The 23,115-nt window shown below is 47.1% G+C and carries 21 protein-coding genes and 2 tRNA genes; 11 read left to right on the plus strand and 12 right to left on the minus strand.

Translation table 11 applies throughout. The annotated features are described in order from the left end of the window. The first annotated feature begins 2 nt into the window (after positions 1–2). Positions 3–854 carry a 23S rRNA (adenine(2030)-N(6))-methyltransferase RlmJ gene (locus ACP7H9_RS08445; protein ID WP_011235539.1) on the plus strand — a complete coding sequence of 284 codons (852 nt, stop codon included), beginning with the start codon at positions 3–5 and terminating at the stop codon, positions 852–854. Here the strand turns inward: ACP7H9_RS08445 and ACP7H9_RS08450 are convergent, their stop codons facing one another. The 3 genes from ACP7H9_RS08450 to ACP7H9_RS08460 form a co-directional block, all read right to left on the minus strand. Beyond that, entirely contained in the window at positions 855–1,754 is a 900-nt protein-coding gene (locus tag ACP7H9_RS08450; protein ID WP_011235538.1) for a phosphoribulokinase, read from the minus strand. Between the two features lie 74 nt (positions 1,755–1,828). After that, the gene (locus tag ACP7H9_RS08455) at positions 1,829–2,053 is read right to left on the minus strand and encodes a SlyX family protein (protein WP_114982409.1); all 225 of its coding nucleotides are present in this window, start codon (positions 2,051–2,053) and stop codon (positions 1,829–1,831) included. Further along, positions 2,050–3,045, minus strand: a complete 996-nt coding sequence (locus tag ACP7H9_RS08460) for a WD40 repeat domain-containing protein (protein WP_114982408.1) — start codon at positions 3,043–3,045, stop codon at positions 2,050–2,052. The genes ACP7H9_RS08455 and ACP7H9_RS08460 overlap by 4 nt, the downstream gene beginning before the upstream one ends. 94 nt (positions 3,046–3,139) lie before the next feature. On the opposite strand from ACP7H9_RS08460, the gene fkpA reads away from it, so the two are divergent. After that, positions 3,140–3,880: an FKBP-type peptidyl-prolyl cis-trans isomerase gene (gene fkpA / locus ACP7H9_RS08465; protein WP_011235535.1), complete on the plus strand. Its 741-nt coding sequence runs from the start codon at positions 3,140–3,142 to the stop codon at positions 3,878–3,880. A gap of 74 nt (positions 3,881–3,954) precedes the next feature. On the opposite strand, the gene ACP7H9_RS08470 is transcribed toward fkpA, so the two are convergent. Next, on the minus strand, positions 3,955–4,431 hold the full coding sequence (locus ACP7H9_RS08470) for an Rsd/AlgQ family anti-sigma factor (protein ID WP_011235534.1): 477 nt from the start codon (positions 4,429–4,431) through the stop codon (positions 3,955–3,957). 102 nt (positions 4,432–4,533) lie between these two features. Here ACP7H9_RS08470 and nudC point away from each other — a divergent pair, with 102 nt between their 5' ends. The 4 genes from nudC (at position 4,534) to ACP7H9_RS08490 (ending at position 10,752) form a co-directional block, all read left to right on the plus strand. Beyond that, a complete protein-coding gene (nudC, locus tag ACP7H9_RS08475; protein WP_034822599.1) occupies positions 4,534–5,331 on the plus strand; it encodes an NAD(+) diphosphatase in 798 nt (265 codons plus the stop codon). A 78-nt stretch (positions 5,332–5,409) separates the two neighbouring features. Continuing rightward, a complete protein-coding gene (gene hemE / locus ACP7H9_RS08480) occupies positions 5,410–6,486 on the plus strand; it encodes a uroporphyrinogen decarboxylase (RefSeq protein WP_034822598.1) in 1,077 nt (358 codons plus the stop codon). 108 nt (positions 6,487–6,594) lie between these two features. Continuing rightward, entirely contained in the window at positions 6,595–7,650 is a 1,056-nt protein-coding gene (locus ACP7H9_RS08485) for an efflux RND transporter periplasmic adaptor subunit (RefSeq protein WP_011235531.1), read from the plus strand. 3 nt (positions 7,651–7,653) lie between these two features. After that, the gene (locus ACP7H9_RS08490; protein ID WP_011235530.1) at positions 7,654–10,752 is read left to right on the plus strand and encodes an efflux RND transporter permease subunit; all 3,099 of its coding nucleotides are present in this window, start codon (positions 7,654–7,656) and stop codon (positions 10,750–10,752) included. A 12-nt stretch (positions 10,753–10,764) separates the two neighbouring features. On the opposite strand, the gene ACP7H9_RS08495 is transcribed toward ACP7H9_RS08490, so the two are convergent. Genes ACP7H9_RS08495 through rsgA form a run of 3 tightly spaced genes read right to left on the minus strand, consistent with a single transcriptional unit; the run spans position 10,765 to position 13,414 of the window. Further along, positions 10,765–11,493, minus strand: coding sequence for a glycerophosphodiester phosphodiesterase (locus tag ACP7H9_RS08495; protein ID WP_110013392.1), 729 nt, complete (start codon positions 11,491–11,493; stop codon positions 10,765–10,767). Continuing rightward, positions 11,490–12,368, minus strand: coding sequence for an archaetidylserine decarboxylase (gene asd, locus ACP7H9_RS08500; protein WP_011235528.1), 879 nt, complete (start codon positions 12,366–12,368; stop codon positions 11,490–11,492). The genes ACP7H9_RS08495 and asd overlap by 4 nt, the downstream gene beginning before the upstream one ends. A 2-nt stretch (positions 12,369–12,370) precedes the next feature. Further along, positions 12,371–13,414, minus strand: coding sequence for a small ribosomal subunit biogenesis GTPase RsgA (gene rsgA / locus ACP7H9_RS08505; protein ID WP_114982407.1), 1,044 nt, complete (start codon positions 13,412–13,414; stop codon positions 12,371–12,373). Between the two features lie 69 nt (positions 13,415–13,483). On the opposite strand from rsgA, the gene orn reads away from it, so the two are divergent. The 3 genes from orn (at position 13,484) to ACP7H9_RS08520 (ending at position 14,286) form a co-directional block, all read left to right on the plus strand. Further along, complete coding sequence (gene orn, locus ACP7H9_RS08510; RefSeq protein WP_114982406.1) at positions 13,484–14,035, plus strand: oligoribonuclease; 552 nt, start codon at positions 13,484–13,486, stop codon at positions 14,033–14,035. A 68-nt stretch (positions 14,036–14,103) separates the two neighbouring features. After that, positions 14,104–14,179, plus strand: a tRNA-Gly gene (locus ACP7H9_RS08515). A gap of 31 nt (positions 14,180–14,210) precedes the next feature. Next, positions 14,211–14,286: transfer RNA gene (locus tag ACP7H9_RS08520), tRNA-Gly, on the plus strand. A 72-nt stretch (positions 14,287–14,358) separates the two neighbouring features. On the opposite strand, the gene ACP7H9_RS08525 is transcribed toward ACP7H9_RS08520, so the two are convergent. The 3 genes from ACP7H9_RS08525 to ACP7H9_RS08535 all read right to left on the minus strand — a co-directional run bounded on the left by ACP7H9_RS08525 (position 14,359) and on the right by ACP7H9_RS08535 (position 18,341). Next, positions 14,359–15,504, minus strand: a complete 1,146-nt coding sequence (locus ACP7H9_RS08525; protein ID WP_114982405.1) for a dicarboxylate/amino acid:cation symporter — start codon at positions 15,502–15,504, stop codon at positions 14,359–14,361. 75 nt (positions 15,505–15,579) lie between these two features. Continuing rightward, on the minus strand, positions 15,580–16,497 hold the full coding sequence (locus tag ACP7H9_RS08530; RefSeq protein WP_114982404.1) for a histone deacetylase family protein: 918 nt from the start codon (positions 16,495–16,497) through the stop codon (positions 15,580–15,582). A 2-nt stretch (positions 16,498–16,499) separates the two neighbouring features. Continuing rightward, a complete protein-coding gene (locus tag ACP7H9_RS08535) occupies positions 16,500–18,341 on the minus strand; it encodes a GNAT family N-acetyltransferase (protein WP_011235523.1) in 1,842 nt (613 codons plus the stop codon). A 166-nt stretch (positions 18,342–18,507) separates the two neighbouring features. On the opposite strand from ACP7H9_RS08535, the gene ACP7H9_RS08540 reads away from it, so the two are divergent. Beyond that, positions 18,508–19,731 carry an Nramp family divalent metal transporter gene (locus ACP7H9_RS08540; RefSeq protein WP_011235522.1) on the plus strand — a complete coding sequence of 408 codons (1,224 nt, stop codon included), beginning with the start codon at positions 18,508–18,510 and terminating at the stop codon, positions 19,729–19,731. Between the two features lie 39 nt (positions 19,732–19,770). Here the strand turns inward: ACP7H9_RS08540 and ACP7H9_RS08545 are convergent, their stop codons facing one another. Then, positions 19,771–20,766, minus strand: a complete 996-nt coding sequence (locus ACP7H9_RS08545; RefSeq protein ID WP_034822585.1) for a DUF4382 domain-containing protein — start codon at positions 20,764–20,766, stop codon at positions 19,771–19,773. A 207-nt stretch (positions 20,767–20,973) separates the two neighbouring features. Here ACP7H9_RS08545 and maoP point away from each other — a divergent pair, with 207 nt between their 5' ends. Further along, positions 20,974–21,339 (plus strand): DUF413 domain-containing protein, encoded by a 366-nt coding sequence (maoP, locus tag ACP7H9_RS08550; protein ID WP_011235520.1) that lies wholly within the window; start codon positions 20,974–20,976, stop codon positions 21,337–21,339. Here maoP and ACP7H9_RS08555 read toward each other — a convergent pair. Continuing rightward, on the minus strand, positions 21,323–23,101 hold the full coding sequence (locus tag ACP7H9_RS08555; RefSeq protein ID WP_034822583.1) for a bifunctional diguanylate cyclase/phosphodiesterase: 1,779 nt from the start codon (positions 23,099–23,101) through the stop codon (positions 21,323–21,325). The genes maoP and ACP7H9_RS08555 overlap by 17 nt on opposite strands. Positions 23,102–23,115: the final 14 nt, after the last annotated feature.

Consider the following 23,115-nt stretch of genomic DNA (forward strand, 5'->3'; position numbering starts at 1 on the left):
CTTTGAATTATCGACACATTTTTCATGCTGGCAATTTTGCCGATGTTTTTAAGCATTTGCTGTTGGCGCGGGCGCTAGAGTATTTTCAGCAAAAGAATAAGCCCTACTTTGTACTCGATACCCACGGTGGTATCGGCTACTACGATTTGCAAGGCGATCAGGCAATAAGAACTGCTGAAGCTGAGCAGGGCATTGTTCGTTTTGCTGAGCACTCAGCTGAAGAGCCTTTAGCCGCCGCATACTTAAGCACCGTGCGTCAATTAAACGAAGAGCAGGATAAGCTTCGGTATTACCCCGGTTCACCGGTCATAACTTCTGAATTTTTACGCGAAAATGACCGGTTAGTTGTTTGTGAACTGCATAAAGAAGACGCAGAGACTCTTAAAAACACCCCCTTGGGGCGACACAAACAAGTGCAAATACTGGCTCCTATGGACGGTTATCAGGCTGTGCGTGCGCAACTGCCCCCGGCTGAAAAGCGTGGTTTGGTACTTATTGACCCGCCTTTTGAAAACACCACGGAGTTTGACGATGTGGTCAGCGCGCTTGAACAGGGCTTAAAACGCTGGAAAAGCGGCAGCTTTGCGGTTTGGTATCCCATTAAAGATGAGCTGAAAACGGCGGCTTTTCATCGCGACGTTGGCGCTTTGTCGGATCTGCCTAAGACTCTGATCATGGAGCTGAATATACGCACCAATGATGAGCGTAAAGGGCTTCACGGCTGTGGCTTTCTCTGGGTTAATCCGCCTTATGGCGTGGTACAGGACAGCGAGCATCTGTTACCCGTGTTGTGCAAGACTCTGGCTCAGGATAAAGGTGCCAACTTTCACAGTCGCTGGTTAGTTGGTGAGTAGTTACTTACTTGATATCCAGTCAACCTGACGGCGAACCTGGTTTTTCCTTTCCATAATTTGTTCAATCAGCGGTGTCAGAATAAGCTCCATGGCTAAGGCCATTTTCCCACCGGGCACAACTAGGGTGCTGGTACGTGACATAAACGAGCCGTCTATCATCTGCAGGTAATATGGGAAGTCGACGTTCTTAATACCGCGAAAACGAATAACAACAAAACTCTCGTCCAGTGATGGAATATCCTTGGCGCTGAAAGGGTTGGACGTATCAACCGTAGGTACTCTCTGGAAGTTGATATGAGTACGCGAAAACTGCGGAACAATATGGTGAATGTAATCTTCCATGCCGCGAATAATGCTGGTGGTAACCGCTTCACGTGAGTGCCCCCGCTCCGAGGTATCGCGAATTAATTTCTGGATCCACTCAAGGTTAACAATGGGCACCATACCGATTAATAAATCAACATATTGAGTTACATCGTAGCCGTCTCCGCAAACACCACCATGCAAGCCCTCATAGAAAAGTGCATCGGTACTTTCAGGCAGTTCTTCCCAGGGCGTGAAAGTACCGGGCATTTGGTTATAAGGAACCGCATCATCAAAGCTGTGTAAATAGCGACGGACTTTACCGTTGCCGGTTTGCGAATAAGAGCGGAATAACGATTCTAACCGGTCAAAGTCGTTGGCTTCGGCACCAAAATAACTGATATGACGACCCTGTTCCTGAGCTTTGCGAATAGCCAAGTCCATTTCAGGGCGGGAGTAGCGATGAAAGCTGTCACCTTCCACAAACGCTGCACTCACATCTAACGAACGAAAGATATGGCGTACGGCCTGACCTGTGGTGGTTGTTCCTGCTCCTGATGAACCGGTAACGGCAATAATCGGGTGCTTTGATGACATAACATTCTCGCAAACTAAATAAGAACAGTTGTTATACTGACCTGATTTACTAAGGTCAAGGTAAACCCAACGCTTTAATAATGAGGAGGGGGTGGTTCGTCTGCCGGATCTGAGTCAGTCGACTGATTCTCCTGCATTTGTTTTAGGCGCTTTCCTAACCAGCGAATTTGCTTTTGCATTTCACTCATTTGCTGAGTCTGCTCAGTAACCAGTTTATTCAATGAATGAATAGTGTCTTCCTGGAATGTTAACTGCATTTCCAGATTAGTTAATTGTGCTTCTATCTTCTCTACTGTCATTCTTTACTACCTGTTAAATCAATATTCCACCACTCAGCAAGACCGGCAGAGCTCTCGCTAATGACCTGTTGCTGTTTTTCATCAAAGACGACGGCTAACACCGCAGCGTTGCTGGGACGTCCTCCGTCGCGTAAATCTACCCGCCAGTGCGTGAGCTCTTCTCCTGTCGAGGTGTCCCAGATTGCAATTTGACGTGATGGCGAGCCGGTAATGAGATAATCACCGGATGCGCTAAAACGCGCAGCACTAAAAATTTTATGGCGCTCTATGAATTTAAGTTTTGAGGCAATTTCGCCATCTGGTAGTGAGTGAATAATCGAATTATCGATTGCATCTGAGATAAACGCGAAGTGACCATCAGGGTGCAGAGCAACCTGTGTGATCCGCCCTTCCAGTGGCCAACGGTGCACAATTTGCCCGCTCCGGGTATCCCACAGTATAGCCGAATGGTCGTTTGAACCGCTTAGAACATAAAAACCATTGGGCGAAATATCAAGAACATTAATACTTTCGGTATGCCCATAAAATTCAATACGTCGACCCGAGGCGGGGTTGAAAGCAACCTGTGTACCGTCTTGCTTTCCAAGCACCACCGTTCCACCTTTTTTACTGACCACCAGCTTTTGTATCTCGCCTGAACCTATTTGCCAGAACCCCAGATTTTCGCCGTTATTAATATCCCACATGGAGAATTCTTTACGCGATGCTGCAACCGCCACTTCCCCGTCGGCGCTAATATCAACGTCTATAATCTGAGAGACGGTGTTTTCATTATGCTGCCATTGGTACTTGGCGTTGGTGGCATAACGTGGCCACAGCAGTAAACCAGTTTCATCTGTAGAGACTAGGCTATAGTTTCCGTCGTCGGAAATATCAGCGGCGTAGGTGCCGTTTTCAGCGTGAATCGTTTTCTTGACCTTTTCCGGTGCAGGTTGGCAACCGGTAATTACAACCAGCAAAATAAACGCACCGCAGAGCTTAAGAAAAGGCATAGGCAAGTTCCTTGTGGTTGTGTAGTATGGTTCTGTTAGATAACACTATTATGGCATAGTCCGAAAGGATGCAAGACGATAATTGGAGAAAACGATGAAACAACTGATGAAGCCGTTAGCTATTTCAGCTATCGCGCTGGTACTGGCGGCCTGCTCACAAGAAAAATTTCCGGCGAATGATACGGAATTAAAAACAGACAAAGACAAGCAGGCTTACGCTCTAGGCTCTTCTGTTGGCGGGTTTATTGCACGTAACTTAGAACGTCAGGAAGAAGCGGATTTCATGCTGGAACGCGATATTGTTATTGCTGGCTTTGTGGATGCGGTTAAAGGTGATCCTCAGTTAAGTGATGAGGAAGCTGAAAAAATCCTGAACACTATGCGCAAAGAAGTTATGGAGCAACGTCAAAACGTATTGGGTAAGAAAGCGGCGGAAGAAGGTAAAGCGTATTTAGCCGAGAACGCGAAAAAAGAAGGTGTTCAAACAACGGATTCAGGTCTTCAGTATGAAGTTCTTAAAGAGGGTGACGGTGTTAGTCCATCCGAAACCGATATGGTAGAAGTTCATTACGAAGGCACGTTGGTTAATGGGGAAGTTTTTGATAGCTCCTATGAACGTGGCGAGCCTACATCTTTTCCGCTAAACCGAGTTATTCCGGGCTGGACTGAAGGTCTGCAGTTGATGAAGGAAGGTGCTAAGTACCGTTTTGTGATCCCGTCTGAACTTGCATATGGAGATCGTGAATTGGGTGATGGTCAAATCCCACCAAATTCAACGCTGATTTTTACCGTTGAATTACTTAACGTACAAAAAGACGAACCGGATACCGAATAAGCTCAGTTGAGTTTTCATCTATACAAAAACGCCGGCGAATTACCGGCGTTTTTATAAATTCAATAAAAGTCAGCTTAAGCTGTTATTAAATTATGCTCGTCTAAATGGTTGAGAAGTTTGTCTTCAAACTCCATTCTTAATTCCAATGCTTCACCAAGTGCCGATAAATCTCTATCGAAGGTTTCACAGTGGTCAGTTGAGCTTATCTCACCGTACTTATCGTTAAAATCTAACGCTATTTCGGTTGTGTCAGAAATTAAAGGGAATAACTCATCAGCCAAATCATCAACTGAGTTTCCCTGAGATGAAGCTTCGCGCACAATTTGGTCATAAATTTCAAAATGACCACTCGATACGTAGTCGACTAATTGACCGCAAAAGTTACGGATATCAGTGACGTCGGGTAAGCCCGAGCGAATGCTTTCATAAGGCGGGAGCGCGGCAAGTTTAAAGTAATTCACCAGTAAGTCCTGGCGCTCGGATAGCCATAGGTCGATACTTTTATGAGCGCCGCCCCAGCGCTTTTTTGCCTGCTCATTACGGCTTAACATGATACTCTCCGTCTATAGTTTCAGTACCTAATGTAAATTCAGAAGCATTAGAACTCAACTGATTTTACAGAAAACCAAACGCATTTGATACGCGGGATTAATATGGCGACTTTGTATTCAAAACCGGCGGGTGATGAACCTGCCTGGTGGTTTGTGGTGAGCTCTGACCATCTTTTTCTGGATGACAGCGGAGAAGTCCCTTTTGGCTGCCTGCAAGATCTGAGCTTTCCAGACTTAAATGACTACCGGGTAGTGGAAATAGGAGAACTGCGGGAGCGTAGCTGTTATTTGGTCATGGCTGACTATATGGATGAGCAGTTCATTGGTGGTGAGTTCGTGCCTTTACGGCAATTACTTACCGTGGATGACATGGAAAAGTTTGCGATGGCAGGCAGAGCCCGGCAATTCAGCGACTTTTTGAATACTCATCGCTTTTGTGGCCGCTGCGGTGCCCGCATGCAAACCATTGAATGGGAGCTGGCGATGCATTGTAACCAGTGTCAGCACCGTTGTTACCCGCGCGTGTCGCCATGCATTATCGTGGCTATTCGCAAAGGTGACAAAATTTTACTGGCTCAGGGTAAGCGGCATAAGCCTGGGTTGCACTCTATACTGGCAGGGTTTGTTGAAGCCGGCGAAAGTCTGGAGCAGGCATTAGAGCGAGAGGTTTATGAGGAAGCAGGTATCCGCGTTAAGAACATTCAGTACCATTTAAGCCAGCCCTGGTCTTTCCCTCATTCATTAATGATGGGATACACTGCAGACTGGGCAGAAGGCGAATTGCATATTGATCCGCACGAATTGGTGACAGGCGACTGGTTTGCTTTTGACAGCCTTCCGAATATTCCGCCGGAAGGGACCATAGCAAGAACGTTGATTGACCTATCTCAAAAGAGGTAAGCATAAGTTTTCATGGAGCCAATGCCTGTGGACTGATAAAATGCCGGGCATTGATGTTGATAAATAATTGGATTCGCTATGACCGCTCCGGCGCTTAAAAATGATCGTTACCTTCGTGCATTGGCAAAACAACCTGTTGATCGCACACCCGTCTGGATGATGCGTCAGGCTGGGCGCTATTTACCTGAATATAAAGAAGTGCGCGGTCAGGCTGGCGACTTTATGTCATTATGCCGTAACACTGAACTGGCCTGTGAAGTGACCATGCAACCGTTACGTCGATTCGACCTGGATGCCGCTATACTCTTCAGTGATATTTTGACCATTCCGGATGCTATGGGTCTGGGTTTATATTTTGAGGCTGGCGAAGGTCCAAAATTTAAAGACCCGGTTCGCAGCATGGCTGCTATTAAAAATCTGGCTGTGCCCGATATGGAAGACGAGCTGGGTTACGTGATGGATGCTGTGCGCGCTATTCGTCGCGAACTGAATGGCAGTGTGCCACTTATTGGTTTCTCCGGAAGTCCCTGGACACTGGCGACCTACATGGTTGAAGGTGGCAGCACCAAAAACTTCTCCAAGGTGAAGCAACTGATGTTTGCTGATCCTGAAGCTATGCATACCTTGCTGAATGTACTGGCTGAGTCCGTTACTCAGTATTTAAATGCGCAGATTGCCGCAGGTGCGCAGTCGGTCATGATATTCGATACCTGGGGGGGAGTTTTATCACCACGTGACTACAAAGCATTTTCTCTGGCTTACATGGAGAAAATTGTAGCGGGTCTTACGCGGGAAGCCGACGGACGCAAAGTGCCGGTTACTTTATTTACCAAAAATGGTGGGCAATGGTTGGAAGCTATGGCTGCCAGCGGTGCCGATGCGCTGGGTGTGGATTGGACCACCGATTTATCCGATGCCAGAGCTCGTGTTGGTAGGCAAGTCGCGCTGCAGGGAAATATGGACCCTAGCGTACTGTATGCGAAACCAGCGCGGATTGAGGAAGAAGTACAAAGCATATTACAAAGCTATGGTTCAGGTACTGGCCATGTGTTCAATTTGGGGCATGGAATTCACCCCGAAGTAGATCCGGAGCATGCTGCTGCTTTTATTGAAGCTATTCACAAATACAGCCCCGCGTTTCATTCAAACGATTGAATTTGCGATTAAACCGCCAGAATCCTCGTTAAGTGCACCGCCTTTAGGCGGTGTTTTGCGTACAATAGTCCATGTTAAAACCGTTGTAAAAAGAACCTAGAGGTAAGCATGGCGAAACGTTCCTGGATTAATCCCATTACTATTGTTGTCGTTGTCCTGACTGCGGCAGCTGTGTATTTGTTTGGGTTTCCGCCTGAAACTAAGGTTGAAGAGGGAAAGGAACAGTCGGTTCCGGTTAAAACTCAGACCGCTGAAATTAGTGAGTTCCGCGATACTATTGAAGCGTTAGGCACCGCCATGGCCAATGAAACGGTTCGTATTACCGCGCAAACTCAGGACGTTGTTGAAAAAATCTATTTTGAAAGCGGCGACTTAGTTGAGCAGGGACAACTGCTGGCTGAGTTAAATGCGCGTATAGAAGTAGCTCGTGTGCAACAACTCAAATTTAGTTTAGACGAAGCAAAACGACAGCTGGAACGCATAACCGAATTGCGTCGTGGTAATGCAGCCTCACAACAACAACTTAATGAGCAACAAGTTCGGGTAAATGGGCTCCAGGCCGATTTAGAAGTTGCGGAAGCAACTTTAAAAGAAATGAAGATTTATGCGCCATTTTCAGGCCGTGTCGGTATTCGTGAAATAAGCGCCGGTTCTCTGGTCAGTCCGGGGGATGTGTTTACAACGCTTGATGATATCAAACCTATTAAAGTGGACTTCAGCGTTCCTGAACGTTATTTCGCTAGTATTGCCGTAGATCAGGAAGTGATTGCCCGCAGCCGTGCATATCCGGGCGAACAGTTTATTGGGCGTATTTCCAGCATTGATTCTCGTGTGGACCCGGTAACGCGGTCAGTAAAAGTCCGTGCAAAAATTAACAATGATGATGAACGCCTGCGTCCGGGAATGCTTTTGCAAATTACTTTGCTACGGAGCATTGATGAAGCTCTTTTGTTGCCGGAAAAAGCGCTTATCCCCATTCAAAACAGACAATATGTGTATGTGTTAACACCGGATAATCGCGCGCGCCAAAAAGAAGTCACTATTGGTCGACGTAAGCCCGGTATTGTGGAAATTACAGGCGGCCTTAAACCCGGAGAAGAAGTTATTATAGAAGGTATTGTTCGCCTTCGTGACGGTGTACCCGTTTCTGTGCAGGGAGGTTAAATTATGTTGTTGTCAGACCTTTCTGTAAAACGTCCGGTTTTTGCAACCGTACTGAATATTCTGCTGGTGGTTTTCGGTATTGTAGCTTTTACCATGCTGCCGTTGCGAGAATATCCGGATATCGATCGTCCTATAGTTACTATTGATACAGACTACCCCGGCGCCTCTGCCGAAGTTGTAGAAACTCAGGTCACGCAGTTAGTCGAAGACCGTATTAGTGGCATAGAAGGCATTAAAAACATTAGCTCTAGCAGCCGCAACGGGCGCTCCAGTATCAGTATAGAGTTTAATCTGACTCGCGACATTGATGCCGCTTCTAACGACGTTCGTGAGCGGGTGTCCCGGGTACTTGATAACCTGCCGGAAGAAGCTGACCCCCCTGAAGTTTCAAAGGCCTCAAGCGATGAGAGTACCATTGTCTGGTATAACCTTCGCAGCGAGAGCATGTCGATTCTGGAGCTAACTGACTACGCGGAGCGATACATCGTAGACCGTCTGTCAGTTGCCGACGGTGTCGCACGGGTAGTCATTGGTGGTGACCGCCGTTACGCCATGCGTGTATGGCTGGACCGTGATGCTATGGCGGCACGGCAGGTGACGGTAACCGATATTGTTAGCCGTTTGCGAGAAGAAAACGTTGAGCTTCCGGCAGGTGAAGTTGAGTCAACCGACAGAGAATTCTCGGTTCGTATGGCACGCGCGTATTTATCGCCGGAAGACTTTAAAAACTTGGTGATACGACAGGGCGACGATGGTTACTTAGTCCGGTTGGGTGAAGTGGCCCGGGTAGAACTGGGTGCCGAAGATGACAAAACCGACTTCCGGGGTAATGGCGTTAACATGGTTGGTGTTGGTGTCATTAAACAGTCGAAGGGCAACACCCTGGATGTGGTGAAGAACGTTCACCGGGAAATGAAAAAAATTCAGGAAACCCTGCCTGAAACCATGTATCTGGCACCCAGCTATGACTCGTCGATATTTATTCAGGGCTCAGTTGACGAAGTTTATAATACTCTGGCTGTGGCGATGGCACTGGTTATTGTCGTTATTTACCTGTTTTTAGGAAATATAAGGGCAACTATTGTTCCTGCGCTGACGGTGCCTGTGGCGATTATTGCGTCCTACATGGTGCTATTCGCACTGGGCTTTTCCATAAACTTGTTAACCTTGCTGGCGCTGGTACTGGCTATTGGACTGGTGGTTGATGACTCTATTGTCGTGCTGGAAAACATATACCGCCGTATAGAAGAGGGAGAGCCTCCGGTTCTGGCTGCTTATCGTGGAGCCAGAGAAGTGGGCTTTGCGGTTATTGCGACAACCCTGGTACTGATTTCGGTATTTGTACCGTTGGCTTTCTTAGACGGAAATATCGGTAAGCTTTTTACGGAGTTTGCCCTTGCCATAGCCGCTGCTGTTGCTTTCTCCAGTATTGCTGCACTGACGTTAACGCCAATGCTGAGCTCTAAAATACTGAGTAAAAAAGAGCGTACCAGTAAATTTGGTAAAGCTTTTGATGCGACTTTCAACTGGCTGGAACAAGGTTACCGTGGCGTGCTTGAGAAAAGCGTGAAGCGGCCTATGATGGCAATCGTGTTGGTGGTTATGTCGGGTGTTGTTGCGTTCGGTTTATTCAGCTTTATTCCACAAGAGTTCGCGCCACCTGAAGACCGCGGTACTTTTTATATTCAGGTGCGCAGTGCCGAAGGCGCAAGTTTCGAGTCCAGCTCCAGACATATGGACGAAATAGAACAGATTCTTTTGCCTTATATTGATGAAGGCAAGATTGACCGTTTGATTGTTCGTGCTCCCGGTTGGGGCGGTAGCGCCGGTATTGCTATCGTCGGTGCCGTTCCGTTTGACGAGCGTGACTGGTCAAGTTTTGATCTAATGGAAGAAATGCGCTCTCAGTTGGATTCGGTTGTCGGCGTTCAGGCGTTCGCTTTTATGCGGAGTGGTATTAGCGGCGGAGGCGGGCGTCCGGTCGAATTCGTGTTGCAGGGGAATACCTACGAGCGCTTAGCTGAATTTCGTGACATTGTTATTGAGGAAGCTTCTACCAACCCGGGTTTACAGGATCTGGACAGTGACTATAAAGAAACTTTGCCACAATTACTGATTCAGGTGGATGAAGCCAGCGCGGCTGATTTAGGAGTTTCAGTGCAGGATATAGGTATCACCTTGCAGTCTGTATTAGGCCAAAGACGAGTGACAACCTACCTTGATCGCGGTGAAGAGTATGACGTGATGCTGGAGGGCGAAAAAGCCGATTACCGTAGCCCCAGCGCCATAGATAATATCTATGTACGTTCGCGTAAAAGTGACGAATTGATTCCGCTTTCTAACCTCGTAACCATTACTGAGCAGGCCACTTCAGCCCGACTTAACCGATACAACCGTATGCGCAGTGTCACCATTGAAGCGAATCTGGCTGAGGGATATTCACTGGGTGAAGCGTTGAGTTATTTGGAAGGCGTGGTGCAGGAAAAACTGCCGGAAGATGTCTCAATTGACTATAAAGGCGAGTCTCAACTGTACAAAGAGAGTGGTAGTTCAATTGTCTTTGTTTTTGGGTTGGCATTGGTCATTACCTTCCTGGTTCTGGCTGCGCAGTTTGAAAGCTTTATTCATCCGTTGGTCATTATGCTGGCGGTACCTATGGCTATAGTTGGGGCTTTAATGGCGCTGTATCTGGCCGGAATGAGCATCAATATATACAGTCAGATAGGCATAGTAATGCTCATTGGTCTGGCAGCGAAAAATGGTATTCTTATTGTTGAATTTGCGAATCAGTTGCGTGATTCAGGAGTGGAGTTCAAAGAAGCTGTGCTTAAAGCTGCGCAACAGCGTTTACGACCGATTGTGATGACGGCGTTCACAACTCTAATGAGTTCCGTGCCACTTATCCTCGGTTCTGGGCCGGGAGCTGAAAGCCGTATGGTCATTGGTACGGTTATTTTTGCCGGGGTTGCAGTGTCAGCATTTTTGACGTTATTTGTTATTCCTGCTCTGTATATCGCTCTGGCGAAGAATACCAGCTCACCAATGGCTATCACGCGTAAACTGGAATCTTTACAGGAAGAGTATCCAGACCATCATAGTTGATGGTCTGCGGTGCTAATAGTGCAGAATAGGTTCGTTGCCGGCAGTGGTCAGGCCGGCAACGACGTTTTGTGCATAACTAGGGTGATTGGTAAAAATACCGTCGACTCCCATTGCGTGCAGTTCTTCAATGTCGTGCTGACCATCCACAGTATAGACATAAACTTGTAAGCCCCGGCGATGACCATCTGCGACTAACTCAGGTGTCACAAAGTCGACAGCGAAATGAGCTGAGAAGGCTTTGAGTTCTTCAGCGAAGTAGCAATAACTCAAAGGGCAACTGGCACTTAACGCTCCAATTTTAATGCTGGGACGACGCTTTTTAAGGCGTTGTAACCAATGGTGGTTAAAAGACGAAACCAGCAGTTGCTCGGGCTTAAAATTCGAGTTCTGCAGAGCGTAATCAACGTCCAGTAACAGCTCTTTGGTCGGCACATCGCCTTTAAGCTCGATGTTGACATGACAATGTCCGTTAATATGAGCTAAAGCTTCTCGCAGCGTGGGTATAGACTGCTGACCGAAGACTTTCAGATGCCGAATTTGCTCTGCGGTTAAATCTTTTAATCTGCCCGGGGTGGCTGTCAGGCGTTCTAAATACCGGTCGTGAAAGACAAAACGCTCACCGTCAATGGCGTAAACATCCAGCTCTATGCCATGCACTCCGCTGTCCATTGCGCGCGAGAACGCGGCGAGCGTGTTTTCCGGAGCCTCATAACTGGCTCCTCGGTGAGCCCATAAAATCAATCGTCGCTCTCTTTTATTTCTGCCATGACTTCACCCATACGGGTCACTGACAGAGGTTTAAGTTCGTCGTTAAACTCAATGGCGTCTTTAGCAAAGGTCAACACAACGGTCGAGCCCAGTTTAAAGTGACCCATTTCCTCACCTTTTTTAAGGTGTATCGCAGAGTGCCCCGAGGTTGGATATGACCAACTTTGAATACGCCCGCCGGTAGGAGGCGTTATGGTACCGGACCATACAGTACCGATACTGGCAACAATTGTAGCGCCAACCAATACCAATGACATGGGGCCAACTTCGGTATCAAAAATGGCAACCACGCGCTCATTTCGGGCAAACAGGTTAGGGACATTAGCCGCCGTTAACGGGTTAACAGAGTACAAATCACCTGGCACATAAATCATTTTTTTCAGCACGCCGTCGCAGGGCATATGAATGCGATGATAGTCTTTCGGCGCCAAATAAATAGTTGCGAATTTACCGTCAACGAAAGGTTTCGCGTCTTCTTCGTTGCCCCCCAGCAATTCCTGTAACGAATAATCGTGGCCTTTGGCCTGAAAAATACGTCCGTTTTCAATGTCGCCCAATTGGCTGACAGCACCATCGACCGGATGAGCCAGCTCGCTTTCGCTGGCCTCTAAGGGTCTGAGTTCAGGTTTTAAATGGCGGGTAAAAAACGCATTAAAGGTTTTATAAGCTTTTGGCGATTCTTCAATGGCTTCACTCATATCAATTTTATACTGTCGGATAAACCAACGGATAAACAGCTGAGTAAACCATCCGGCACGCGCCGCAGCAAACTTTCCTATTAAGCGGGAAATTAAATGCTTAGGCATGACATGCTGGAAGAATATTTTGACTTTATCGGTCTTAGCCACAGTTATTTACCTCGAATTGCCCGACTGGGCTTTTGTGTTTTCATAGTCTCAATAATGCGATGATAATTAGAAAGACGCCAGTCATGCAATTGATTGTTGCTGACAGCTTCCTGTAATGCACAACCTGGGTCGTCTGCGTGTTTGCAGTCACGGAATTTACAGCCGCCTAAATAGTCGCGAAAGTCCACATAGCAACGAGCGATTCGCTCGGGTTCCAGATGCCACAATGAAAATTCCCGAATCCCGGGGGAGTCAATCAATGCGCCGCCTTGCTTTAAGTCATACCAAGTCGCGACTGTGGTTGTGTGCTGTCCTAATCCTGAATTATCGGACACTAAATTTGTTTCGGCGTTCACGTCAGGTAACAGCTGATTAACCAGCGAGGATTTACCCACCCCCGACTGTCCAACCACAATAGAAATACTGTCTTTCAGCATGTCCTGCAGGGCATCCAGACCATCCTGAGTCGCGCTGCTGACGTTAAGGACTTTATAGCCAATACTCTCGTAGTCTTTTAAGCGCTGCTGGATATGGTTGCGCTCTTCTTCGTCTATTTCCGGCAGTAAATCGGCTTTATTCAGGACAATAACCGGCTCTATGCCAATGTCTTCGCAGGCGACTAAGTAGCGATCGATAATCGGAGAGGAGAAGCTTGGCAATACGCTCGAGATAATAAAGATTTGATCAATATTAGCGGCAACCGGTTTAAGACCGTCGTAGTAGTCGGGGCGCGAGAGCAAGCTGTCGCGCTCCTGAACAGCAACCACTACGCCCTGCATGCCTTGTTGCTCAACCGAAGATCTGGACCATAAAACACTGTCGCCACACACCAGACTGCTGATAACCCTGCGAATATGGCAGCGATAGGTATTCCCCTGCTCATCACGGATATCGGCATGTTGGCCAAAGCGGCTTATAACGCGACCGGGTTCCGGTGCATTAAGCTGGCTGTCAGTCCATTCTATATCGGTGTTTTTCAGTCGTTTTTTCTGATTGACTGATACTTGCCGTTGCTGACCTTTATTAAGACGTCTGCGTTTTACCAAGCCCGTTAACCTGTTGTCGTGCTAGAAATGACGCTATCATACAACAAATTGTATTGAGAGAGCAGGGTAATGACCGAGGACAATAAGAAACAACGCTTAATTTGGATTGACCTTGAAATGACAGGCCTGGAGCCTGATGAGAATCATATTATTGAAGTGGCTACCATAGTCACCGATGCCCAGTTAAACACTCTGGCCGAAGGCCCTGTTATTGCGGTTCATCAGCCGCAAAAGTACCTGGACAGAATGGACGACTGGAATGTGAAAACGCACACCGGCTCCGGTCTCGTTGAGCGGGTAAAGGAGAGTCAGCACGACGAGCGTAAAGCGGCTGCAGAGACGATTGAGTTTTTAAAGCAGTACATTGACGCTGGCGTATCGCCAATGTGCGGTAACAGTATCTGTCAGGATCGCCGTTTTCTGGCAAAGCATATGCCTGAACTGGAAGCTTTTTTCCATTACCGGAACTTAGACGTCAGCACATTAAAAGAGCTGGCCAAACGCTGGAATCCGGAAGTTGCTAATAGCTTTAAAAAGTCAGGTGCGCATGAGGCTTTAGCGGATATTCGTGAGTCTATTGCAGAATTACAGCACTATCGAGAGCATTTTTTCAGCAAATAAACCAATTGCGGCGCGAAAACTATTGACCTTATCGGTGGTATCAGTAGAATACACGCCGCACTGACGAAGCGGGAATAGCTCAGCTGGTAGAGCACAACCTTGCCAAGGTTGGGGTCGCGAGTTCGAATCTCGTTTCCCGCTCCAACGTCAGTCTTTCCACCAGAAGTATCAATACGCGGGAATAGCTCAGCTGGTAGAGCACAACCTTGCCAAGGTTGGGGTCGCGAGTTCGAATCTCGTTTCCCGCTCCAAGTTTTAATCGCTAGTACGTTTAAATTGAGTTTAATACGCACCAGCGACTCAATGTTCTGAACCTTCGTTTGCTAACTCTCTTTCGAACTATCCACAAACATAGCAATAGCACCATCACCCGTAATATTACAGGCGGTACCGAAGCTGTCCTGTGCCATGTACAAGGCTATCATTAAGGCGACTGCGGTTTCGCCGAAACCCAGCATGGAACCTAACAGGCCAACCGCTGACATAACGGCGCCGCCGGGCACACCTGGTGCGGCTAACATGACAATGCCAAGCATTAAAATAAACGGCAGCATGGTAAAGAAGCCGGGAATAGCCAGTGAATTATGCAGCACCATAACCGCGACCGCACAGCTAACAATGGTAATGGTGGAGCCAGCTAAGTGAACGGTAGCGCAAAGTGGCACGGTAAAATTGGCTACGTCATTATCAACTTTGTTTTTACGCACGCTTTGCAGGGTGACTGGAATAGTTGCAGCACTGGACATAGTACCTAACGCGGTGAAATAGGCTGGCAGCATGTTTTTAATTAAAAACAGTGGCGAACGACCGGTTTTTATACCCGCCATAATGTACATAGAGGTGATGTAAACCCAGTGCAGGGCAACGGCAAGTATGAGAATGACACCAAATGTTTTCAGGGTATTAAACACCGTGCCGGCAACGGCCATTTCTGTAAAGATACCGGCAATATACAGCGGCAGTAATGGAATAATAACTTTAACCAACAGCAGCTCGATAATGTCGCGGCCTTGATCCGACAGTTTTTTCAAACTTTCAGCTTTAGTACTGGCAATGCCCAACCCGAATATAAAGGCTAAAACCAGAGCTGACATGACTTCCATAAGTGGCGGAACTGACAGTTCAATAAAAGGTTCTATAGTGGCTTTGGCTTCGGTAGAAACACTTTGAGCATCGGTGGTCAGCCAGGGCACGACAAGGCTGGCGGCGAAAAACGCAACACTACCGGCGATGACGGTAGAGGCATAAGCTATACCTAAGGTTTTACCGAGCATTTTTCCGGAGTTGCTTGGTAAGCTGGCAATACCGCTGGTAATGAAGAACAAAATAAGTAATGGGATGGTAAAGAATAACAACTGACCGAACAGAGCTTTAAAGGTCAATAACAGTTGGCTGACCCACTCGGGCATATATAGCCCAATGAGAATACCGGCGACAATACCCGCAATTAGCTTAAGAATTAATCCCATAATACTCGACTCTTTTTATGAATGTTTTTACGAATGGAAGCTTGCTGTTTTAGGCGCTATTTAAGCCTTAGCTAATTAGAGCAAGCCTTTTAAATGCGCAACCACGCTGCGGCCTAAAGCGCTGAGATTATACCCGCCTTCCAGGCAAGATACGATACGGCCGTCGCAATGATTATCGGCAATTTCTTTCAGTTTGAGGCTTATCCAGTGGTAGTCTTCTTCTTTCAATAAGAACTGCGACATGTCGTCTTCGGCGTGGCCGTCAAACCCCGCGGAAATCAGTATTAATTGTGGTGCAAAGTTATCTAACGCCTTAAACCACTTTTGGCTAACGGCTTCTTGCCATTGTGGGCCTTTGCATCCTGCGGGTAAGGGAACGTTGTGGATATTGTCGGCGCTGGTGTCTTCGCCGGTAAAGGGGTAAAACGCCTGCTGAAAAGACGAACAAAATAAAATACGCTCATCGCTCTGAACAATGTCTTCTGTTCCATTGCCGTGGTGCACGTCAAAATCGACAATGGCAACGCGTTCAAGCCCGTGCGTTTCCAGAGCATGGTAAGCAGCAATAGCAACATTATTGAACAGGCAGAAGCCCATCGCTTTGTCGCGGGTGGCGTGGTGTCCGGGCGGGCGCACGGCACAAAAGGCCTGTTTGTTGTAAGTGGTCAGTACATCATCGACTGCATTGATGGCGGCTCCGGCAGCCTTCAGCGCGGCGGCTTTACTGCCTGCGGTTATTAAGGTGTCCGGATCAATCCACTCGTGGTCGTACTCCGGAATTTGCGCGAAAACAAAATCGACATGCTCTTTGGTATGGGCTCTGTAAATAGCCTCAAGTGGCGCGTCGGAAGCGTCTTTTCTGACCAGAACAAAGTCCATTCCGGAGCGGATCAATTGGTCGTTAATGGCCGCTATGCGAGCCGGGCACTCTGGGTGTTGTTCATCCGGAATATGCTCCAGGCAATCTGAATGACTAAAAACAACGATAGACATAGCTAGTCTGCGTCCTCGTTCAGCTCGAGTTTCAGCAGCACTTCTCCGGGCTCTTCACTGGGTAGGCGCTTAAAGCCTCCGCGCTCGAACACGCTGAGCATGGGCTTATTAGCTGCCAGAACATAGGCCTGCATACTGTCCAGCTTGCGCTCTTTGGCAATACGGATCATTTCATCCAGTAACATGCCCGCCATGCCCCGCCCCTGATACTTCTCACGGGTAACAAAAGCCACTTCACAGCTATTTTGAGACTCAATGAAGTAGTAACGTCCTACGGCCTGAATTTGAACCGCTGAGCCCTTCTGGCGAACAATACAAAGGGCCAGGTCTCTGGACTGATCAACGCTGACCAAGTTACAGGATTTTTCCCGGGTCATGTTGGTGGGCACTGCGTTGTATCGTAACTGCAGGGTTTCTTTGGTATGAGAGTAGAAAAACTCCTGCAATCGTCGTTCGTCTGATGGATAGAGAGGTCTTAAGTCGAAAGACTCATTATTAATTTTTAGCTTTTTAAAGCCGATGTCACCAAGTTCAGGCACATCGACAGGCGTTTGTTGCTGATAGTTGGGCACCCAGTAGTGTTTGCGTACTTCCTGTAACAGATGGCTACGGAATTTAGGGTGGGCAACACGAATCAGCTCTAATGCGCGTTCGCGGATACTTTTTCCGCGCAGCGACGCCACCCCAAATTCGGTTACGACATAATGCACGTGCCCTCGCGTGGTGACCACTCCGGCTCCTTCACGAATAAAAGGCACAATGCGCGATACTTTGCCGTCTTCGGTGGTTGACGGCAGAGCAATGACGGGCTTACCCCCCTTACTTAAGGAAGCGCCACGACTGAAGTCAACTTGCCCGCCAATACCGCTATAAAACTGATGTCCTATGGAGTCGGAAACAATCTGTCCGGTTAAGTCCACTTCAATGGCGCTATTAATAGCCACGAGTTTGTCGTTGCGGGCGACATTGGCCGGTGAGTTAACGTACTCACTAGGGTAAAAACCAACGTGGGGGTTGTGATCAACAAAGTCATACAGAGCTTTAGAACCCATACAAAAACTGGTGACGATTTTGTTCGGGTGAAAGGTTTTTTTACGATTGTTGATGACCCCTTTGAGCATAAGGTGCATAACATCGTCAGTGATAAGCTCACTGTGAATGCCAAGATCTTTGTGATTGCTCAGGTAACGCAGTGCCGCCGCGCAAATGGTACCCACACCAATTTGCAGAGTCGCGCCATTTTCAACCAGCAAAGCAATGTACTGGCCTATACGTTCAATGATTTTATTGTTTTCCAGGCTTGGCGGCGGCAGCTCCGGTAGTGGCGCCGCATGTTCCCAAAAATGGTGAATCTGGTTCGTGTGCAGAAACGACTGTCCATAGGTAACCGGCATATTAGGGTTAACCTGCGCTATTACCGTATTGGCAGACTTAGCTGCCGCGGCAACCACATCAACCGACACGCCCATAGAATGGTAACCGTACTTGTCGGCGGGGCTGACCATAATTAAGGCCGCATCCAGCGGCAGAATTCCGTTACTGAATAAATTAGGAATGTCGGAAATAAAGCTGGGAGTGTAATCTGCGCGTCCTTCGTTAACCGCAGTTCGTACTGTATCCCCACCAATAAAAAAGGTGTTTACCTTAAAGAGTTGCTGATACTGCGGACCTGCCCATTTGTTATCAGACAGCGTCATTAACTGCACAATTTCAATATCGTGCAGGTTTTTCGAATTTTCTATCAGGTCATCAATAAGGGCCGTAGGCACCGCCGCGTGAGAACCTATAAAGATCCTCTGCCCGGATTTCAGTATTTTTGACCAGTCTAATTTTGTCTTTGTCATAGCACTGTTTTACCGCAGTGAGGTGCTTTGTGCAATCCTCTAAAGTGAGATAGACTCAGCGGTTAAATTACCGTCAAACGGACATGCTTCCCATGCAAAATAAAAACAATAAATGGGTTAATCAAAAAATTAAATTTTCTGTTGTCTCCGGGGCACAGGAATACTTATGTTGAAACTGTCTAACTTTGGCCCAGGCGCCCTGGTCGCTGCGGCTTTTATTGGTCCGGGTACGGTAGTTACTGCTTCACTAGCTGGTGCTAATTTTGGTTATGCATTGCTGTGGGCATTGCTGTTTTCCGTTGTCGCCTGTGTCATTTTGCAGGAAATGTCTGCCCGTATTGGGTTAGTCACTCAAGCTGGTCTGGGCGAGAATATTCGTAATAACTTAACCTCTGGCTGGCTTCGGTGGCTGGCGCTGTTGCTCATTTTTAGTGCTATTGCTATTGGCAATAGTGTCTATCAGGGGGGCAACCTTTCCGGGGCAAGCCTGGGTGCCAGCGAACTGCTTGGACCGGTACCTGTACTTGATGTCTGGCTGAGTAATGCCTGGGCGCTTATTATTGGTATTATTGCGCTATTAATACTTTGGTCTGGTAATGCGCGGGTGATAGAACGAGCTCTTATCGTTATGGTGCTGTTAATGAGCGTGGCTTTTATCGGCACGTTTCTATTAACAGACCCTGACTGGGGGGCGGTATTCAATGGTACCTTTGGTTTTTCCATGCCTACCGGAGCGACTTTAACAGTTGTGGCTTTAATTGGCACAACTGTGGTTCCTTATAATATTTTCCTGCATGCATCCAGTGTTTCAAAAAAGTGGAAAACGGCAGAAGAATTGCCAGCCGCGCGGCGTGACCTTTTTCTCTCTATTCCTTTTGGCGGCCTTATTTCTATGGCCATTGTGGCTACAGCTGCTTCGGCCTTTTTTGGTCAGCAAGTTGAGATAGAGAGTGCTGGTGACTTGGCTGAATCTTTAAGACCATTGTTTGGAGACGGAGCCACTTATTTAATGGCAATAGGGTTGTTTGCGGCGGGTATTTCGTCGGCAACAACCGCGCCTTTAGCTAGTGCTTATGCGCTTTGTGGAATTATGGGCTGGTCCGTTAATTTACGCAGCAGAGCTTTTCGGATTATCTGGTTCACGATTCTGGTAATTGGCATTATTATTTCCAGCGTTGGTATTAAGCCCGTAACTGTTATCTGGTTTGCACAGGTGGCTAATGGCATCTTGTTGCCCATAATAGTCGGATTTCTCTGGTGGCTTTGTCAAAGTCCTCTGTTGGGAAAATATCGCAACTCACTGCTGCAAAATATTTTAGCCGCAATTATTTTTCTGATTTCTGTAGTGCTGAGTGGCAGAAGTCTTGGTTCCGCTTTTGGATTTTGGTAGGTAAAAGCTACGTCCCTGTAGCTTTATTTTAATTTGAGGTTACTCGCTGGCGGCACCAACAAACTCCAGTTCTTGTGGTTCGCTGGACGCTTCAATACTGACATTTTCAGCAAATAGGAAATTAATTTCGTCATCGGCTTCAGGGTCGTCGTCACCGTTACAGGTTAGCGCGGCTGTGTAGTCTCCTGCGGCAATAAACCCAAGCGAAAAGTCGTAGGTACTAACGCCATCAAAGTAAACCGCTGTGCTGGCATACGGCGTATTTTCTTCCGAACCGCCGTTATCAGCCAGAGTTGCTTCGTCAAGATCACTGCCTTCGTATAAATACACGTAAGCTACTGGCTCATCTGTGTTTTCCGGTGCCACGGTGCAAGTGTCGTTAAACAGCAGTGCGCCTTCAGCGACGGTTCCTTTCAGGTGTCCGACCGCAGAATTATCAACTAAACGAACGCCTCTGGGTTTAAGAATATAGTGGCTTTGGCCTACCGGATTTGTCATTGAGTTGCGTAAGTCAAACTCGACAGTAAAGTTAAGGTTGCCACCGGCATCGGCAATAAAACCGTCCAGTTTAAGTTCATTAGAAGGGACTTGAATACTCACCTTCTCGGCTTCGCCGTCACCATTTGTGTCGGTCATAATGTATGAGCCATCCGCCATAACCAGTCTTAGTTGACCGTATTGTCCGGCTGCTATTTCAGCATCTTCCAGAAACATCATTGAATCGTTGCCGGTGAATTCTAATAAGTTAATACCTATGGTGTTGGCTATGGGCTGGCCTTCCTCATTAGTACAAAGATCATTTTCTTCAGGAGCCTCGATATCTTCACCAACTGTGAAAGTCCGCGGAGAGCTGCCATTTCCCGTAAGCTCAATGGCATTAAAGCAGGCGACAACAGATTCTGCATTGTCGACAGGGGCGTCACTGATACCTAAAGAGAACTGAGCGACATCGTTAGTGTCATTACTATCTGATCCTCCGCATGCAGCCAGACCTAATGTAGCGGTAGCCAGAGTTGTTAACATTAACTTATTCATAGTGCTCTTCCTTTTACTCGCGAAATAATTTGAAACAAAGTGACATATTTGATTACGTGAGGCTAATTTATAGATGCTGTAAAAATTTGTTAAAAGGCATTTTACAAAAATTTTCATTGACAAAATTCTGAGTTAGCTCTATATCGTCTTTGTCGTATACAACGACAGACTTTTGTTCGGTTTTTAGTCTGTAGGAAGGGCTTACCCATGACCAAGATGACCCGTGAATCACTGTTAAAGAAACCGTTTAACGATTTCCGCAACTATCCTTATGGCTTTTCACGCTCTGGCGACTTTTCAATTCGTGAAAGCGATGCATTGACTCATTATGGTTGTTTGATTACAGCCATGCTGAACGGTGAATTTAAGCCGACGTTAAAAGAAGACATTGAATTACTGGCCGCGTGCAAAGGTGAGCAAGCTCCGGTAAGTACTGTAGAAAAGGTTTGGGCCAAGTATCAGGCACGAATTCATCGCCCTAAAGTTGCCAGTATGTATGGTCGGGGTAAATTTGCTGATGACACTTTCAGTTCAGCCTCGGACACCGAAGATGACCTTATTGTTGAGGACTGATTTGGCGTAAACGTCTGGGTTTTTGGCGGTGGCACATGTAGCAACGGCTGCCGTCAGATTGTTTCGCTTCTTTTTTGGCTTCACTGGCCAGCAGTGCGACATCGTGATGCGATAAACACTCGGAAGGATCAGGCTGAACAACTCCTATAGCAAGGCCCAGTAAAGGGTAAAAAACCGGCGTACCGTTTCGGGATAACGCTTTTATGCCTCCTAAATCAATGTGTTCCTGATGATAAAAGCGGGTAATATCCTGCTCAAAGTCTCTGATAATTTTATTACATTGCTCTTCGGTTTGTTCTTTATCTATGTCTTTGAAAATGGCCACAAAGTCGTCCCCGCCAATGTGGCCAATGAAATGACCATGCCTGAATAGTTGCTTTTGCAGTATCTGCGCCAGCCATTTGATAATTTGATCGCCTTGTTCGTACCCATAAATGTCGTTATAGGGCTTGAAATGGTTCAGATCAAAGTAGGCGACGTGGAATGATCGTACTCGGGAAAGTTGTTCTTCAATAATTTGGTTAATGGCAACGTTGCCCGGCAGTTGGGTTAGGGGGTTAGCATGTCGTGCATTGTTAACTTTTAATTCGGTGATTCTGCGTAATAGGTTTTTAATGGATGCCACACCGTAGTAAACATCGCTTTTAGTCACAATAATATGCTGATAAATATCGACTTCGTCGTTATCGGTAATAAGCTGGCTCACCTCTTCCAGCGACGTTTGCCAGTCAACGGAAAGAGGGTGTTCGTCCATTATGTATGAAACCGGTTTGTTGGCATAAAGTGCATGACCGTAGGAACCGGAAAAGAACTCCATAATTTTTTCTCTGCGAATAATTCCGGCGACTTTCTTCTCATGAATAACGGGCAGTGAAGATAAGGTTTTGTCTTGTGTAAAGGTATCTAGTACTTCAGATGAGCGCGTATGAGCTGATACGCAATGAATGGTATCGACCACACTGGCGATAGTACTTTGGTAGTTTAATGCAACATGATGATGCGGTAACAGTAGTGAGGACGGAACCTTCAACACCGGATAAGGCGCGGGCCTGCCAAGCAGGAAGCCCTGACAATAATTAACGCCCATAACCTGCAGTTGTTCAAGCTCATCTGGCGTTTCAATGCCTTCTACGACAACTTTTGTGCGCAGACTGGTGGCTAGCGATAAGATACTTTGTACAAATTCTCTTTTTACAGAGGACTTTTCAATAGAATGAATAAAGTATCGATCAATTTTCACATAGTCAGGACGTAATTCTGACCAGAGTTTCAGACCTGAATAGCCGGCACCTAAGTCATCAATTGCTATCATAAACCCCAGTTTTTGATAGTGAATAATGGCGTGTTTTAAGTTCTTGGTGTCTTCAATTGGATAGCGCTCTGAAATTTCGATAACGATTTGTTCCGGCGCTATGCCGAATTGCTGAGACAAGCGTAACGTTGAGCCATGAGGGTGGCTGTCGTCCTGCAACACGTTAGGGTTTACGTTAAGAAACAGCTTTCCCTGCATAGCGTTTTTTTGAAACGCTTCCATAGCTGCCGAGCGACAGGCTAGTTCCAGTTCAGACAGTAACTGTGCCTGGCTGGCGAGAGAAAATAGGCGATCCGGGAATTCAAGTGGATGTCCTTTAGGCCCGCGAATAAGAGCTTCGTGGCCAATAACAATTCCACGGGAAGTGTCCATAACGGGCTGGAATAGAGGATAAAGCTGTTTGTCCTGAATAAGGCTAAGCAGCTCTTTAGTTAAATCAGACCCTGACATGGAACCCCCTGTTA

Origin of the sequence: Idiomarina sp. ST20R2A10 (assembly GCF_051842345.1) — a bacterium.
Lineage (GTDB): Bacteria > Pseudomonadota > Gammaproteobacteria > Enterobacterales > Alteromonadaceae > Idiomarina > Idiomarina loihiensis.